Source organism: Leucobacter fengyongliangi (assembly GCF_050971685.1).
Classification (GTDB): domain Bacteria; phylum Actinomycetota; class Actinomycetes; order Actinomycetales; family Microbacteriaceae; genus Leucobacter.
The window spans coordinates 46,746-61,067 of sequence record NZ_JBPCEU010000006.1 but is presented as its reverse complement, the minus strand read 5'-3'; the positions used below and the strand labels follow the sequence as shown (position 1 = coordinate 61,067).

Below are 14,322 nucleotides of genomic sequence, written 5' to 3'. Positions count from 1 at the left end.
AGCCGACACTCCCCGAGGCTAGTCGCCAGCGTGCGTGAGGGGCGGTAGCGTGTGGGAGTGACTCTGACACTGTTGCTCGATGAGGGCGGCTTGACCAACGAACTGGCCGAGGCCGTTTCGCTGAACCCGATCCAGTTCTGGGGCATCCCGCTCGCCCTGGTGGGTGCGGCACTCCTGTCGTTCGGTGCACAGTACCAGTCACGAGGCCTGAACAAGGTAGAGCGGATCGTGGGCCTGAGCGCGGGTTCCGGACTTTCCTTCCGACACGTGCTGAGCTTGATCCAGAGGCCGTCTTGGCTCGTGGGAACCGTGCTGCTTGGCCTCGCCGTGCTGTTTCAGATTGGATCGCTTTCGCTTGCCCCGCTGATTGTGGTGCAGCCCGTCGGGGTATTTGCGCTCGTGATCACCGCGGTGCTCAACACCCGATTTAGCGGGGTTCGGCTGGGCAAGCGGGTCAAGGCATCCATTGCGATGTGCGTCGGCGGCATCATGCTGTTCGTGTTCGTCGCGGCGTTCACGGCATCAGATCGTCCGGTGACCAGTCAGAAGCTTGTCACCATCCTGATTATTTTCGCGGTGGTTCTCGCCGTCGCCTTGGTGGCGTTTGTCTTGCTGCGGCATCACTCGGTCGCGCTCGTGTACATAGTCGGCGCTGGCGTGCTGTACGGATTCGTTGCCACATTCGCCAAGACCGTGATCGGCCGCCTGCAGCAGGATCAATTCGACTGGCTGACCTGGATCTGTGTGGCGGCGCTCCTCGTGGGCGCGCTCCTGGGAATGGTGTTCGTGCAGAACGCCTATTCCTCTGGCCCACCGGATCTCGTGATCGCCGGGCTGACCGTGATTGATCCGCTAGTTGCCGTGCTCATTGGCATCATTGTGTTGAACGAGGCAGCCGGAGCCCCGATTTGGGCGGTCGCGGTATTTGTCTTCACGGGGGCAGTTGCGCTCGTGGGCGTACTCGGGCTCGCGAAGTTCCACCCGCAGTCTGGCCATTCGGCCCTCGAGAATCGCTCCGGGTAGACGATCGCGCAGGGTTCACAGCGCGCGAACACTGCGCGATCGTCACTCCGCAGAGGTGACACGAGGCGATGCCCCCCGCGTCACCCCGTTCACCTCGGTGTTAGCGGACGATCGGAAGCCCGGTCGCACTTGCGGCCTGCTCAAGCGAGCCGAGGTTCGTGACATTCTCAAAGCCGTTCTGCTCCATCATGGCGATGGCCTGACCTGCGCGGTTGCCCGACCGGCAGTAGACCAGGTACTCGGCATCGGGGTCGAGGGTCGGCAATTTGGCAGCGAATTCCCCGCTGTTGAAGTCAAGCATCTGTGCTCCCTCAAGGTAGCCCGAGGCTGTCTCGTCGGGCGAACGGACATCGAGCACGACGGTGTTCGCGCCGATCTCGACTGGTTCAGAGGCGCTACTGGAGCACGCGGCGAGCGAGCCGATGAGGGCGAGGCTTCCGATTGCGGCGACGATGGTGCGGATCATGATTCTCCTTGGGTGGAAACTGGGTGGGGGATGGGTGTCGTGACGAAATGAAATGTAGTACCGGGGAACCGGGGTTCCTGTGATCCAGGGGCCCAGGGGCCCAGGGTTCCAGGGTCCCTGGGAGCCTCGGTACGGAGTCAGCCCCCGCTGTGCGTGGGAACTAGCCGCGAGTCTCACAGGTGCCGCCGGGGCAGTACTGAGGTGTGGTTCTGCTGAAGAGTTGTTGCAGCTTGCACCCCACGCAGATGCCGAACGCGGTCTCGACGAACAGCAGGGTCAGGCATACGCTGCACAGCGCGAGCGTGGCCGAGAGCGGAAGCCCTAACCAGCCCATGCCCACGCAGGATACGAACGCGAGCCCGAAACCCAGCCACCAGGCGAAGGCCTTCTGGGGGGCGCCCACCCACTCCGGGTTCTGCCGTGACACGATGAGGCGACCCAGGGCCAGTGTCGGCGACCAACGATCACCGGCGGTGACTCGGAGCAGCATGTCGAGCATGAAGAACATACCAAAGGGCTGAAGTGGCTGCTGCGACCCGGTGGCGACGGCGAACCCGAAAGCGATGGCGCCGCCGAGGAAGAGGAGGCCCGCTGCGGCCCGCACCGCACGCTCGTTGATCACGGGAATGTCGTAACCGGGAACTCGGCGTCCGAGTCTCGGCTGTTCCGTCGTAGGCGCTGACGCTGTGAACTGTATCTCTGGCACAGTGACTCCGGTTCTGGGGTGGTGTGGCAATATCTGAAATGACGCAGGAAATGCTGAAGTACAGCTAGAACAGCGGAGTGCCGGTAATGAGCGGCGGAATCTCCTTGACGAGCACAAACACTCCGACAACCAGCACGAAGTAGCCGAATCCCTTACGAAGTGCCTGCTCCGGAATCCGGCCCGCGAGCTTCGCGCCAATCAGTGAGCCCACGATCGCGATGCCGGTAAACGAGAGCACGAGCGGCCAGTCGAGTTGCACTGTGAAGAGGTAGCCGGAGAGGCCTGCCGTTGACTTCATCGCGATGACGAGCAGCGAGGTGCCGACCGCCACCGCAATCGGGAGACCACCGAGCAGGTTGAGGGCGGGAACGATTAAGAACCCGCCTCCGGCTCCGACCAGCCCGGTGGCAAGCCCGACGACGAAGCCGTCGAGCAGAACCCGAGCGAGCGGCAGCGCCTTTTCCCCACCGCTCTCGTTCGCGCCGGCGGTCTTTTTTCGACCGCGGATCATTGCGGTGGCGGTGGCCACCATCATGAGGGCAAACAGGATCATCAGGACAACGCCTGGAATGAATCCGCCGAGGATCCCGCCGGCGAACGCTCCCGCCATGCCCGCTGCGCCGAAAATCACCCCAATCTTCCACCGCACACGACCCGCACGCGCGTGTGAAAACACGCTCACGGCGCTCGTGACACCGACGATGAACAGGGAGGCAGCGATCGCTTCCTGCGGCGGCATGCCCGCGAGATAGGTGAGGATCGGAACCGTGAGGATCGAACCGCCGCCGCCCAGGAGGCCGAGCGACACTCCGACGACCACGGCGAGGAGCAGAGCGATGAGTGTCCCGGTGTCCAAGATGTCTCCCGTGTCAAGGTGTTGAGCGGTGGGCGGGCGGTGCCCGCCCACCGTGTGGCTGGGTTAGGCTGCGACTGCTGCCAGCGATGCGCTGGTCACCGGCTGGTTCCCCGGGACAGCGAGCCAGCCGAGGTAGCTGCCCTCCAGCTCGGCCACATCGTAACCGGCGCGGCGAAGCGCAGAGGCGGCAACGCTGTTGCGCACGCCACTCTGGCAGTACGTCACGATGGTGCCGTCCTGGGGGAGACGGTCCTGATGCCAGAGCACACGACCCCCCGACAGCTGTTCGGCTCCGGGCAGGTGACCGTCAGCAAACTCGGTCTTGTTTCGCACATCGAGAAGCATGACGTGGGCAAACCCGTCGAGATCCTCCGGGCGCACCAGCTTCGGCGTGACCAGGTCAAGCCCATCCAGCGAGGCCACGTAGCCCACGACGGAATCAATGCCCACGCGCACCAGGTGATCGCGCAGGTCGGCGGCCATGTCGGCGTCCTCGGCCAGGAGCACGAGCGGGCGGGTCTCTACCTCAGGGTTATAGACCCAGGCCCCATAGCTTGCGGCCTTGGCGACACCGGGGATGTTGAGCGAGCGTGCCACTGTGCCCTCGTGCACCTCTCGGTTGCCGCGGGTATCAACGAAGATGACCGAGTCGTTAGCCAGTTCCTGAGTGAGCTGCTCGGTGGTGAACTCAGTGAGGTCTGACGCGTCGCCGATGAGGGCCGGGCCGACTTTGTTCTGCACCTTCATGCGGCCAAAGTAGGCATGCGCGTCGGGCTGGCCGCTCAGCAGCTCGTCGATGAATCCCTGCTCGTCGTTATTGCGGAGGTACGGGGCCCACCACGAGAAATTGCGCTCGTAGCCGACAGTCGTCATGGCGATCGCGCCCAGGGCCTTGCCGCACGCGCTGCCCGAGCCGTGGGCCGGAAGCACCTGAACGTAGTCGGGGAGCGTGAGGAAGCGATCGCGGAGGCTCGCGAAGAGGTCTTTTGCGCCCCCGAAGCGTGTGTCGATGCCACCGGCCGCCTCGTCGAGCAGATCGGGCCTACCCAGGTCGCCCACGAAGACGAAGTCGCCGGTCAGCATGAACCCGGGTTCGGGGGATTGCGCCCCGTCGGTGACGAGGAAGGAGAAGTGCTCGGGGGTGTGGCCGGGGGTGTGTACACCCTTCACGGTGATGTTGCCGAGCGTGATCTCGTGACCATCTTTCATGCGCACAGCATCGTCGAAGGCAGGGCCGTAGGTCCAGTCAGGGCCGCCCTCGTCAGAGACGTAGGTCGCGGCACCGGTGCGGGAGGCGAGTTCGCGGGTGCCCGAGAGATAGTCGGCGTGAATGTGCGTCTCGGTGACCGCGACGATCTTCATGCCGTTCTTCGCGGCGATTGCCAGATACTCATCGATGTCGCGACGTGGATCAACCACAATCGCCTCGCCCTTGGCTTGGCAGCCGATAAAGTAGCTCGCCTGAGCCAGGTCTTCGTCGTAGATGCGCTCCAGCAACATAGTGAGTCCTCTCGTCACGGTTCGTGGGGAAATACCCTGGTGGGTATCGATGCTTCAACTATACCCCCCGGGGTATATCCCGTGTCAAGTGGATCACAGTTTTTTCGTTCCGCAGGGATGCCCCAACACATCGCACGGGCAGCCGCCAAGCCCGAGAGTTCAGAGTGTTCTTTCAGGCTTGACCCGTTGACCCGAACGCAGTGGTACTGCTTCACTTAACTGCAGAAGGGGAGTACTCCTCGCAACGCATCGTCAATACGTTCCCGCGCGGGATCCGGTGCGTTGGGCGAATGGCAGGATGCATCGTCGACGAGACCTTCACTATTGAGTGGAGGTAAGAAATATGTCGATGTCTGTGCCCCTATGGGCTTGGTTCGCGGTCATCGGAGCCATCTTGGTCATGCTCGCGGTTGATCTCGTCGCGCACCGCGGAGCACACATCATTCGCGTGCGGGAGGCGGCTGCGTGGTCGTTCGTGTGGGTGACTCTTGGCGTGGGGTTTGGAGTCGTCGTTTGGACGGTCTGGGGTGCCGAATTTGGGCAGCAGTACTACGCCGGATATCTCATTGAAAAGTCACTCGCGATCGACAATGTGTTTGTCTGGGCCATTATTTTTGCTGCGTTTTCGGTGCCGCCCCAGTTCCAACACCGAGTTCTCTTTCTGGGGGTGCTCGGCGCTCTCGTGTTCCGGGGCATCTTTATTGCCGCTGGGGCCGCGCTCATCGATTCGTTCTCGTGGGTGCTCTACATCTTCGCGGCGTTCCTGATCATCACCGGCTGGCGTATGTACCGCACGCGCAACGACCACCCGCAGCCCGAGAAGTCGTTCGTCGTGCGGCTGTTCAAACGCTTTGTGCCGATGACCAACGAGTTCCAAGGCCAGCGGTTCCTGGTGCGCCGGGCCGGGGCGCTCGTGGCCACGCCCTTGCTGCTCGTCTTGGTGCTGGTGGAGGTCACCGACATCATTTTCGCGGTCGATTCAATTCCGGCGATCTTCGGTGTGACCCGCGAACCGTTCCTCGTCTTCACTGCGAACGCATTTGCGATTCTCGGATTGCGCGCGATGTACTTCTTGCTGGCAGACCTGATCCACCGATTCATCTACCTGAAGACGGGAATCGCCGCGGTGCTGGTGTGGGTGGGTGTCAAGTTGCTGCTCATCGACGTGCTGTACATTCCGACGACCGTGAGCCTCGCGGTGGTGGCGTTGATCATCGGAGTATCGATCGCGCTCAGCCTGCGGGCCACTCGCGGACAGGGCAGGCGAACGCTTGATGTGACAACGGTTCAGTAGGGCGTGCGGGGCTTGAACCCGCGACCGACGGATTATGAGTCCGCTGCTCTAACCGGCTGAGCTAACGCCCCGTGGCAACCCTTCTAGCCTAGTGGAGGCGAGGCCGAAAGGCGCACGTGGTGTGACGAGGAGGTGGCGTACTCCTCGATGAAGCGGGCGAGGACCATGTGCGACGCACGCACGTCAGCAGCAGATATCCTCGCGACGATTTGCTCGGTCTCGCTCGGATCAAAGTAACCGTGTCTCGAGTAGACGCGCACACGGTTGGCAAACGACTCCGAGTCGAGTTCCGGGTGAAACTGGGTGGCGTAGACGTTCGCGCCGACACGGAACGCCTGCACCGGGCAGGCCGGTGACGATGCGAGCACCGCGATGTGCGGGGGAACCTCGCTGATCGCCTCCTTGTGGCCGACAAAGGCCTCAAAGCTGGCGGGCAGCTCCCGGAAAAGTGGATCGAGTCCGCCAGTCTCGGTCAAGCTCACCGTGGTCGCCTGAGCGGGTTCCCCGAAGGTGCGATCGACCCGGGCGCCCTGGTGTGAGCCGATGGTGCCGACGCCGTAACAGATGCCCAGAAAGGGAAAATCGCCGGTGATCACCTGATCGAGCAGTCCAGCAAGCTCCCGCTCAACACGCAGTTCGGTTGATGATTTCAGCTCGGTAGGTTCGCTGACGGTATACGGACTTCCCGCCAGTAGGATGCCGGAGTAGTCGCGCAGATCCACTGGCACGAGAGGTCGCTGATCCACCCGCTGCCAGTGTAGTTCTTCGGGGAGTAGACCGGTGAGACGGCAGTAGCCCGCATACTCGTGTTCGGCTACGCCGTGATCATCACGGGTCGTGATCAGCAGGAAGGGCAGCATGCTCATACGGTAGGGCCACGCGCCACCAGATGCCAACTCGCGCGGCACGTGTCTCCAGATGGAGCCACGACATTCACCGCCCAGGCGATACCAGGGCCCGACGATCGAGACCACCGGGGCCTTGAAGTCGCCTTAAAACGCCTGCTCGATCCACGCATCTCCCGTGACGATCTCATTGAGGAGCGATCCTTCGATGCCGCCGATGCCCTCGTAGATGGGCGCGCCCGAGACGGCGAATTCCTGATCCTGCACTCGCGTTGTGACGGTGATCTTCGCATCGAACGACGGAATCTCTACCAGGAACTGTTGCGCGTAACCCTTGCTGGTGCGTGGGCTTACCCACAGCTCACCGACCGGCGTGACGGTACTCGCAACGTAGTAGAGGTTGCCGTCGGGATCCTGAATCGTGGCGTACGAATCGACGGTGACCCCAATCTCGGGCTTGTACCCCTCGCCAATGATCCCAGCGTTTGAGAGGGTGTAGCCGTTGTCGAGTTGCATGTCTTGCAGCAACCACCGCACCCGGGTGTCAGACGACCCTCCGCCAAAATTACCGTACTCGTGATCCATCCAGGTGGTGCCCGAAACCTCGAACTCCTCGCCGTCGATCGTGACCGTTCCGGAGGCAGCCAGTCGGGTGTATGAGAAGTAGTAGTTGTCCTCCGTGAGGCTGTGGACCTTTGCGCTCGGCTCAATACCGGTGCCGAAGACGAAGAACGGCCGCCCCTGCTGCGAGAAGGTGAGGTCGAACTCCACCTCGGTCAGGGTCGGATCGTCGACGAGAAGCGACTGCACATGAATGTTTTTACTCGGGTCGGCCTGCGGTGCGGTCATCGACACGAAGCTGCGCACGGCCACCGCGGTGGCACCGCTGCCGTCCCCACCGCTCAGGGTGACGGTCGGTGTTTCTGTGTACCCCGTACCCGGGTCGACCAGCACAATCTGACCGACGGTGCCGTCTTCATCCAACACGGCAATCCCGGAGGCGCCGGTGCCATTGCCTTCGATCGTGACCGTCGGTGCCGTTGTGTATCCCGAGCCGGGGTCGGTCAGAGTGAACCCGCCGACCTCCCAGGAGGGGTCTCCGAGGAGAGCATACCAATCCTTTGATGGGTCGCCTTCGGCCCAGTTCGCGACGTTGAAGTTTCCGATTGGCTGGGGCACATAGACCTGCGTTCGCTCGTAGTGCTCGCCGCTGTCGGCATCTGTGAGGGAAACCTGGGTCATCGCGAATCCCTGTCCCACGAACGAGGCCGCGTTGATCTCGAACCCAAACACCCGGTCGCCCGCGCGCAGGGTGCCAATGTGCCACCACCACTCGGTCGGAGCGTCCTTGTGCCGGTACATGTCAGCGGGCAGGCTCAGAACGACGTTTTCTTCGGGTACTGGCTCGGGCTTGGTGTCACCCTTCCACAGCGGATTCGCGGGTACCGCGCCGCTTGGTGCCCGCACCCCGCCGGGCCAATCCGTCGCGAGCAGGGCTGCGAGTACCAGTACGAGGGCAGTGAGGAGCCCGGGAATCACTGGGGCGAGCGCGGACTCTCGTCGGCGCACGTGTGTGAAGATGGCGCCAATCATCATCACGAGCAACCCGAGAGCCGCTGCGGCAATCAGCCACCAGGCGAGTGGCGCGTACCGTTCTTGGTTCACGAGGCCCACCACAATGCCGGCAGCGCCGAGCAATTCGAGGAGCCCGATGAGCTTCACTCCCCACGAGGGAATGGAATCAACCCAGGCCAACCCCTTTGCGCGCAGCCATTTGTTCGGGGCGAGGAGCTTGAGAGCTCCTGCCGCCACAAACAGCAGCGCGGTGATGAGGCCGAGAATCCACAAAGCAACGACCACGGTGACCCCCAGAAAACCAGGACCAGCTTGTTGCCCGTCCCCCCAAAAATCTAGACTATATCCAAATTGTCGTTCCGTGCTCGGCTTCGCGAAGACCTGTGGTTGCCGCCACCCGCGAAGCGTGCGAGGATAGAGCCGCTATCACACTCACGACCCGATTCGACGTAGGGGAAGACGTTTCGAATCGCAAGGGAGATCGTGATGACGTTAGGAACCGCGCAGGTGAACACCTCGGGGGTACTTTTCGTGCATTCTTGCCCGAAGGCGCTCGCCCCGCACGTGGAGTGGGCGCTCGCGCGCGAAATCGGGTCGGTGGTGAAGCTCGACTGGAGCCCTCAGCCACTCCTGCCCGGAATGTTGCGTGCGGAGGCCACCTGGCGTGGCCCGATTGGCACCGCCTCGGCCGTCGCATCATCGCTTTTTGGGTGGCAGCATGTGCGGTTCGAGATCACCGAAGATCAGACCGCCTGCAGCGATGGCGGACGGTGGATGCACAGTCCATCTCTCGGGATATTCCATATGCAGACAGACAGCGTCGGCAACGGTGTCTTGAGCGAGGATGCGGTTCGCGCGGCCATCGTAGGTGCTGGGGGAGACGCGCAACTGCTTGCCCGTGAACTTCGCCTTGCGCTTGGAGAAGCGTGGGACAGTGAACTTGAAGCGTTCCGTCAAGCCGAGGAAGGCGACGCCACGATTCTCACGCTCCATCGCGTGAGTTAACAGATGTACCGGTCGGTCGACGGAATACCGCGGCCGACCGGCACGCCAACAGCGAAGCCTCGGGGATCGTCCCGGGGCTTCCTTTGTGTTGGTGTTACACCGAGCGAACGGCTACCACAGCGTTGTGTCCACCGAATCCGAACGAGTTCGAGATCGCGAGCTGCGGACCCTCTCCGAGAGGGGTCGGTGTGCTCGAGATGGTGAATGGGATCGCCGGATCCTGTTCAGTGGTGTTAATCGTGGGCGGCGCGAGTCGCTCTGCTACGGCAAGTACGGCGAAAACCGCCTCGAGCGCACCCGTACCGCCAAGCAGGTGACCGGTGGCACCCTTTGTAGCCGACACCGGAATCGTGTCGACGCGATCGCCAAACACAACACGCAGGGCTGCGTACTCGGCACCGTCGCCGGTCGGAGTGGAGGTGGCGTGTGCATTGATGTGCGTCACGTCGTCTGCGCTCGCACCTGCTGCGGCAAGGGCAAGTTCAACCGCTCGGCTCGCACCTTTGCCCTCGGGCTCAGGAGCGGTGATGTGGTATGAATCTGCAGTGATCCCGCCGCCGGCGATCTCGGCGTAGATCCGGGCACCGCGTGCGAGCGCGTGCTCCTCAGTCTCGAGCACGAGCGCGGCGCCGCCCTCGCCCATCACGAACCCGTCGCGATCCACCGAGTAGGGGCGTGACGCGGTCTCTGGGCTATCGTTGCGCTTCGAGAGCGCCTGCATCGACGAGAAAGCGGCGAGGGTGATGGGGTGGATCGCGGATTCGGATCCACCAGCAATCACGACATCGGCGAGCCCAGCTTGAAGGTGTTCGTAGGCGTTCACGATCGCCTCGGTGCTGGAAGCGCAGGCTGAGGCCACCGTGCGTGCGTAGGCGCGAGCCTCAAAGTGCATCGAGACTGCAGCCGCAGGCGCGTTGGGCATGAGCATGGGAACCGTCAGCGGCATGACCCGGCGTGGGCCCTTCTCGCGCAGCGTGTCCCACGCGTCGAGCAGCGACCAGAGGCCACCGATCCCGGTAGCCCAATCGACGCCCAGCCGCTCGGACTCAACATCGGGGGAGCCGGCATCTGCAAACGCCTCCATCGCCGCGATCAGTGCGAACTGGCTCGACGGGTCGAGTCGCTTCGCAACCTGTCGCTCAAGCACCTCCGACGGGCGTACCTTGGCCTCGGCCGCGAACTGCACCGGCAGGTCGTACTTCTCCACCCAGTCGTATTCGAGGGTCTTGGCCCCGGATACTCCAGCCAGCAGTGCGTCCCAGGTCTCGCGGGCAGTGCCGCCGATAGGGGAGGACGCACCGATTCCGGTGACGACGATCTTTTTGCTCATGTTCGTGCCTCGCGAGGATGTTGAAAAGTCGAGTAAGAATTCCCCGAGAACGCGCACGTCACCGGAGGGAGTCTGTGGGCGGGGAGGGGCGAGCGTTCAGCCCGCCCCTAGCCCGAATGCTTAGGCCTGAGCCTTGACGATGAAGTCGACGGCATCGCCGACGGTCTTCAGGTTCTTGACCTCTTCGTCGGGGATCTTGACGTCGAACTTTTCTTCGGCGTTCACGACGATGGTCATCATCGAGATCGAGTCGATGTCGAGATCATCGGTGAACGACTTGTCGAGGGCAACCACGTCTGCTGCGATGCCGGTCTCGTCGTTGATGAGCTCTGCGAGGCCTGCGAGGACCTCATCGTTGCTGTATGCCATTAATTTCTCCTTTGGTTGGGGTGTGTGAAAGAGGAAAAGTTGAAAAGATCGTGGATCGCGCAGCGCTAGGGAAGCTCGACGATCTGGGCCCCGTATACGAGACCCGCTCCGAACCCGATCTGCAGGGCCAGGCCACCCGAGAGCTCGGGGTGTTCTTCGAGAAGAGCGTGCATGGCCAGCGGAATCGATGCTGCGGAGGTGTTGCCCTGCGTCTCGATGTCACGAGCAATCACGACCGAGTCGGGCAGCTTCAATTGCTTCGCAAACTCGTCGATGATGCGCATATTTGCCTGATGCGGAATGAATGCTGCCAGGTCGCTGACCTCAACCCCGGATGCCGCGAGGGTCTCTTTTGCGACCTTCGCCATTTGCCAGACCGCCCAGCGGAACACGGTCTGACCGTCTTGCCGCAGCGTCGGCCATGCGACCTCGGTGGGGTTGTTGCGGTACTCCTCGAAGGTGGCAGTCATGCGAATCGCGTCCCACTTCTCGCCGTCGGAACCCCAATGGGTGGGTCCGATGCCGGGGTGGTCTGACGGGCCGACGATGACCGCACCCGCGCCGTCGCCGAGGAGGAAGGAGATGCTGCGATCGGTGGGATCCACGACATCAGAGAGCTTCTCGGCACCAATCACCAGCACGTTCTTGCAGATGCCAGCGCGAACGAGAGCATCCGCTTGGCCAACACCATAGGTGTACCCCGCGCATGCTGCCGAGATGTCGAAAGCCGCAGCAGGAGCGAGCCCAAGGCGGTATGCAGCGAGGGAAGCCATTGACGGGGTGACCGCCACGTTTGAGATCGTGGAGATGATTACTCCGTCGATCTCACTGCGATCGAGACCGCTCCTCACGATCGCCTCTTCGCCAGCGGCGACGGCCAGGTCAACCGCCCCCACTGCGGAACTCGCGCGGCGGCGCTGCACGATGCCGGTACGCTGGCGGATCCACTCATCTGAGGATTCGATAGGGCCGACGAGATCGTCATTGGGCACGTCAAGGTCACCGCGTGCCGCACCGACCGAAAGAATTCGGGTGTGCGCCGGGCCGGTGACCTGAGTGAGCATTGCCATGTTCAATCCTTCCGATGGGTGACTAGGCGGTTGCCTGGGCACTCGTGATCAGCTCGACAGCGCCCTCGAGGTCAGCAGGAGTCTTTACTGCGACCGTGGGGACGCCCTTGAGTGCGCGCTTGGCAATTCCTGTCAGAGCGCCGGCTGGGGTGAGCTCAATGAGTCCAGTGATTCCGTGCTCCTGGAAACTCGTCATGCACGCGTCCCAGCGCACCGGATGAGCCACCTGCGAGACGAGTAACTCCAGGTAGCGCTGGCCACGCGCCACCAGCGAACCGTCTGCGTTTGTCCACAACGAATGCGTGGGATCGCTCACCGTGACCTGGGCGGCAGCTGCCGCAAGTGCGGGCACGGCCTCTTGCATAAACTCGGTGTGGAATGCGCCGGCGACCTGCAGGGCGATGACCCGAGCGCCGCGGGGTGCGTCAGCGGCGAGCGCTCCGAGCGCCTCGAGCTCTCCCGCCGCAACGATCTGGCCCCCGCCGTTTCGGTTTGCTGGGGTCAGCCTGTGCTCCGCGATCTTCGCGAGAACATCGTCCTCGTTCCCGCCAACCACGGCGCTCATGCCGGTCGGTACTCGAGTGGCGGCTTCCGCCATTGCGCGCCCTCGCACCCCGACCAAGGCGAGGGCATCGGTGTCGCTGAACACCCCAGCGGCCGCGGCCGCGGCGAATTCGCCCACCGAGTGGCCGGCGATTCCGACCTCGTCAAGAGACACCCGCCGGGAGAGGGCGTGCCAGGCGAGCAAGCTCGCCGCGACAATCAGGGGCTGGGCCACTCGCGTGTCACGAATCGTGTCGGCATCGCTCGTGGTGCCGTGTTCCACGAGATCGACGCCTGCGTGTTCCGAGGCGCGGTTCAGGAACGCACGGGCGTCGGGTTCTTCAAGCCAGTCGGCGAGGAAGCCGGGGGTCTGTGAGCCCTGTCCTGGGCAAGCGATGACAATCACGTCTTTTAGTTTCTCAGAAGTTCGCTCGGATTCCGGTATATAACCAACCAGAAATCTTGTGAATCGTTGTCAGAATCAAACAGGCTCGGTGAGGAGGGGTGTGTTGCGAGGTGCCCGCGGGCTATCGCTTGGCACGAACGGGCCGTTTTGCCCCGTGTTGGGCGATCGAACCGACGATGAGCGCGGCCTGCAAGATTAATGCCTCGCGGGCCCCGGTCGCGTTCCACCCGATCACCTCGCTGACCTTCTTCAGGCGGTATCGCACGGTGTTGGGGTGCACGAAGAGCTCGCGCGCGGTGGCTTCGAGGGACCGACCATTGTCGAGATAGCACCACAGGGTTTCGAGGAGTTCGCCGGAATGGGCAGTGAGGGGCTCGTAGATCTGTTCGATGAGCGTCCTCCTCGCGAGCCCATCGCCGGCGAGTGCCCGTTCGGGAAGGAGATCGTCCGCACCTACCGGACGCGTGGCGCCTCTCCAGGATCTCGCGACGGCAATACCGGCGAGTGCGGCGCGTGCGCTCCGAGACGCCGAAACCAGGTTTTCGACCGTGGGACCGAGCACGAGTGGGCCGTCGGCGAAGAAATCAACGAGGCGCTCGGCTATCTCGAGAAATGGAACCTGAGCCGGCGGCATCGCGCGAGGATCCTTGCTCTCCTGCGCCATGCGTCCGAGCACGAGCACGAGTCGCGTTCCTTGCAGACCGACCAACACGTCGGCGCCAGAGTGGCGGGCGGTTCTCCGAATCTGATCAACATCTACCGATCGGTCGGAGGTGCCGACGAGCACTGCGGCCTCGCCGGCTCCATGCCAACCCAAGGCTGCAATGCGGCTCGGAAGCTCGTCGTCGCTTTCACCGGTCAGGATCGAGTCGACGACGAGCGCCTCGAGTCGGGCATCCCACAGGCCGCGAGCTTCGGCCGCACGCGCGTAGACATCAGCCGCGGCGAAGGCCACGTCGCGCGAATAGTGCAGGATCGCCTCACGCAACTCCTCGCTTCGGCTCGCAACACGTTCTTCCACTACGGAGACGACAACGCGGATCAGCTGCAGGGTCTCTTGCAGGCTGATGCTCCGCAGGAGTTCGCGTGGCGCAACGCTGAACACGTCGCTTGCGATCCATGGGGTCGCGCTCGGATCCTCGTACCACTGGATGAACGAGCTGATTCCGGTCTGCGCCACCAGGCCGACCGCACTGCGCCGACTCGGTGGCATTTCGCCGTACCACGGCAGCGTCTCCTCCAACCGAGCCATCGTCTGCGTCGCCAGTTCGCCAGCGATCGTGCGCAGCCAGCTGAGCTCGCGTTCCTTCGATCGTTCCATGCGTGCTCCGATT

14 protein-coding genes and 1 tRNA gene are annotated in these 14,322 nt (G+C 63.1%); 3 read left to right on the top strand and 12 right to left on the bottom strand.

Annotated elements, in window-relative coordinates; genetic code table 11:
• The first annotated feature begins 63 nt into the window (after positions 1-63).
• A complete protein-coding gene (locus tag ACR0R4_RS05970) occupies positions 64-1,023 on the top strand; it encodes a DMT family protein (protein ID WP_433646522.1) in 960 nt (319 codons plus the stop codon).
• 100 nt (positions 1,024-1,123) lie between these two features.
• On the opposite strand, the gene ACR0R4_RS05965 is transcribed toward ACR0R4_RS05970, so the two are convergent.
• The 4 genes from ACR0R4_RS05965 to ACR0R4_RS05950 form a co-directional block, all read right to left on the bottom strand.
• Positions 1,124-1,489, bottom strand: a complete 366-nt coding sequence (locus ACR0R4_RS05965) for a rhodanese-like domain-containing protein (protein ID WP_433646440.1) — start codon at positions 1,487-1,489, stop codon at positions 1,124-1,126.
• Positions 1,490-1,649: 160 nt separating this feature from the next.
• Entirely contained in the window at positions 1,650-2,195 is a 546-nt protein-coding gene (locus ACR0R4_RS05960; protein WP_433646439.1) for a DUF4395 domain-containing protein, read from the bottom strand.
• Positions 2,196-2,259: 64 nt separating this feature from the next.
• Positions 2,260-3,051, bottom strand: a complete 792-nt coding sequence (locus ACR0R4_RS05955; RefSeq protein ID WP_433646438.1) for a sulfite exporter TauE/SafE family protein — start codon at positions 3,049-3,051, stop codon at positions 2,260-2,262.
• A gap of 63 nt (positions 3,052-3,114) precedes the next feature.
• Positions 3,115-4,551, bottom strand: a complete 1,437-nt coding sequence (locus ACR0R4_RS05950; protein WP_433646437.1) for an MBL fold metallo-hydrolase — start codon at positions 4,549-4,551, stop codon at positions 3,115-3,117.
• A 349-nt stretch (positions 4,552-4,900) separates the two neighbouring features.
• Between ACR0R4_RS05950 and ACR0R4_RS05945 the strand changes: the two genes are divergently transcribed.
• Positions 4,901-5,845 (top strand): TerC family protein, encoded by a 945-nt coding sequence (locus tag ACR0R4_RS05945; RefSeq protein WP_433646436.1) that lies wholly within the window; start codon positions 4,901-4,903, stop codon positions 5,843-5,845.
• Here the strand turns inward: ACR0R4_RS05945 and ACR0R4_RS05940 are convergent.
• The 3 genes from ACR0R4_RS05940 to ACR0R4_RS05930 all read right to left on the bottom strand — a co-directional run bounded on the left by ACR0R4_RS05940 (position 5,843) and on the right by ACR0R4_RS05930 (position 8,550).
• Positions 5,843-5,916, bottom strand: a tRNA-Ile gene (locus tag ACR0R4_RS05940). The genes ACR0R4_RS05945 and ACR0R4_RS05940 overlap by 3 nt on opposite strands.
• Before the next feature lie 12 nt (positions 5,917-5,928).
• Complete coding sequence (locus ACR0R4_RS05935) at positions 5,929-6,705, bottom strand: glutamine amidotransferase (protein WP_433646435.1); 777 nt, start codon at positions 6,703-6,705, stop codon at positions 5,929-5,931.
• 132 nt (positions 6,706-6,837) lie between these two features.
• On the bottom strand, positions 6,838-8,550 hold the full coding sequence (locus tag ACR0R4_RS05930) for a lipocalin-like domain-containing protein (protein WP_433646433.1): 1,713 nt from the start codon (positions 8,548-8,550) through the stop codon (positions 6,838-6,840).
• A 201-nt stretch (positions 8,551-8,751) separates the two neighbouring features.
• Here ACR0R4_RS05930 and ACR0R4_RS05925 point away from each other — a divergent pair, with 201 nt between their 5' ends.
• Positions 8,752-9,270, top strand: a complete 519-nt coding sequence (locus ACR0R4_RS05925; RefSeq protein ID WP_433646432.1) for a DUF3145 family protein — start codon at positions 8,752-8,754, stop codon at positions 9,268-9,270.
• A 94-nt stretch (positions 9,271-9,364) separates the two neighbouring features.
• On the opposite strand, the gene ACR0R4_RS05920 is transcribed toward ACR0R4_RS05925, so the two are convergent.
• The 5 genes from ACR0R4_RS05920 to ACR0R4_RS05900 form a co-directional block, all read right to left on the bottom strand.
• Positions 9,365-10,600, bottom strand: a complete 1,236-nt coding sequence (locus ACR0R4_RS05920; RefSeq protein ID WP_433646431.1) for a beta-ketoacyl-[acyl-carrier-protein] synthase family protein — start codon at positions 10,598-10,600, stop codon at positions 9,365-9,367.
• 120 nt (positions 10,601-10,720) lie between these two features.
• Entirely contained in the window at positions 10,721-10,969 is a 249-nt protein-coding gene (locus tag ACR0R4_RS05915; protein ID WP_433646430.1) for an acyl carrier protein, read from the bottom strand.
• A 65-nt stretch (positions 10,970-11,034) separates the two neighbouring features.
• A complete protein-coding gene (locus ACR0R4_RS05910; protein WP_433646429.1) occupies positions 11,035-12,039 on the bottom strand; it encodes a beta-ketoacyl-ACP synthase III in 1,005 nt (334 codons plus the stop codon).
• 22 nt (positions 12,040-12,061) lie between these two features.
• Entirely contained in the window at positions 12,062-12,988 is a 927-nt protein-coding gene (locus ACR0R4_RS05905; RefSeq protein WP_433646428.1) for an ACP S-malonyltransferase, read from the bottom strand.
• Positions 12,989-13,109: 121 nt separating this feature from the next.
• Positions 13,110-14,309 carry a PucR family transcriptional regulator gene (locus ACR0R4_RS05900; RefSeq protein ID WP_433646427.1) on the bottom strand — a complete coding sequence of 400 codons (1,200 nt, stop codon included), beginning with the start codon at positions 14,307-14,309 and terminating at the stop codon, positions 13,110-13,112.
• Positions 14,310-14,322 lie beyond the last annotated feature (13 nt).

What these genes read in the sequence shown, in the direction of transcription:
- ACR0R4_RS05965 (WP_433646440.1), bottom strand. Translation starts at nt 1,489, where the DNA reads ATGATCCGCACCATCGTCGCCGCAATCGGAAGCCTCGCCCTCATCGGC.
- ACR0R4_RS05950 (WP_433646437.1), bottom strand. Translation starts at nt 4,551, where the DNA reads ATGTTGCTGGAGCGCATCTACGACGAAGACCTGGCTCAGGCGAGCTAC.
- ACR0R4_RS05945 (WP_433646436.1), top strand. Translation starts at nt 4,901, where the DNA reads ATGTCTGTGCCCCTATGGGCTTGGTTCGCGGTCATCGGAGCCATCTTG.
- ACR0R4_RS05935 (WP_433646435.1), bottom strand. Translation starts at nt 6,705, where the DNA reads ATGCTGCCCTTCCTGCTGATCACGACCCGTGATGATCACGGCGTAGCC.
- ACR0R4_RS05925 (WP_433646432.1), top strand. Translation starts at nt 8,752, where the DNA reads ATGACGTTAGGAACCGCGCAGGTGAACACCTCGGGGGTACTTTTCGTG.
- ACR0R4_RS05920 (WP_433646431.1), bottom strand. Translation starts at nt 10,600, where the DNA reads ATGAGCAAAAAGATCGTCGTCACCGGAATCGGTGCGTCCTCCCCTATC.
- ACR0R4_RS05915 (WP_433646430.1), bottom strand. Translation starts at nt 10,969, where the DNA reads ATGGCATACAGCAACGATGAGGTCCTCGCAGGCCTCGCAGAGCTCATC.
- ACR0R4_RS05910 (WP_433646429.1), bottom strand. Translation starts at nt 12,039, where the DNA reads ATGGCAATGCTCACTCAGGTCACCGGCCCGGCGCACACCCGAATTCTT.
- ACR0R4_RS05900 (WP_433646427.1), bottom strand. Translation starts at nt 14,309, where the DNA reads ATGGAACGATCGAAGGAACGCGAGCTCAGCTGGCTGCGCACGATCGCT.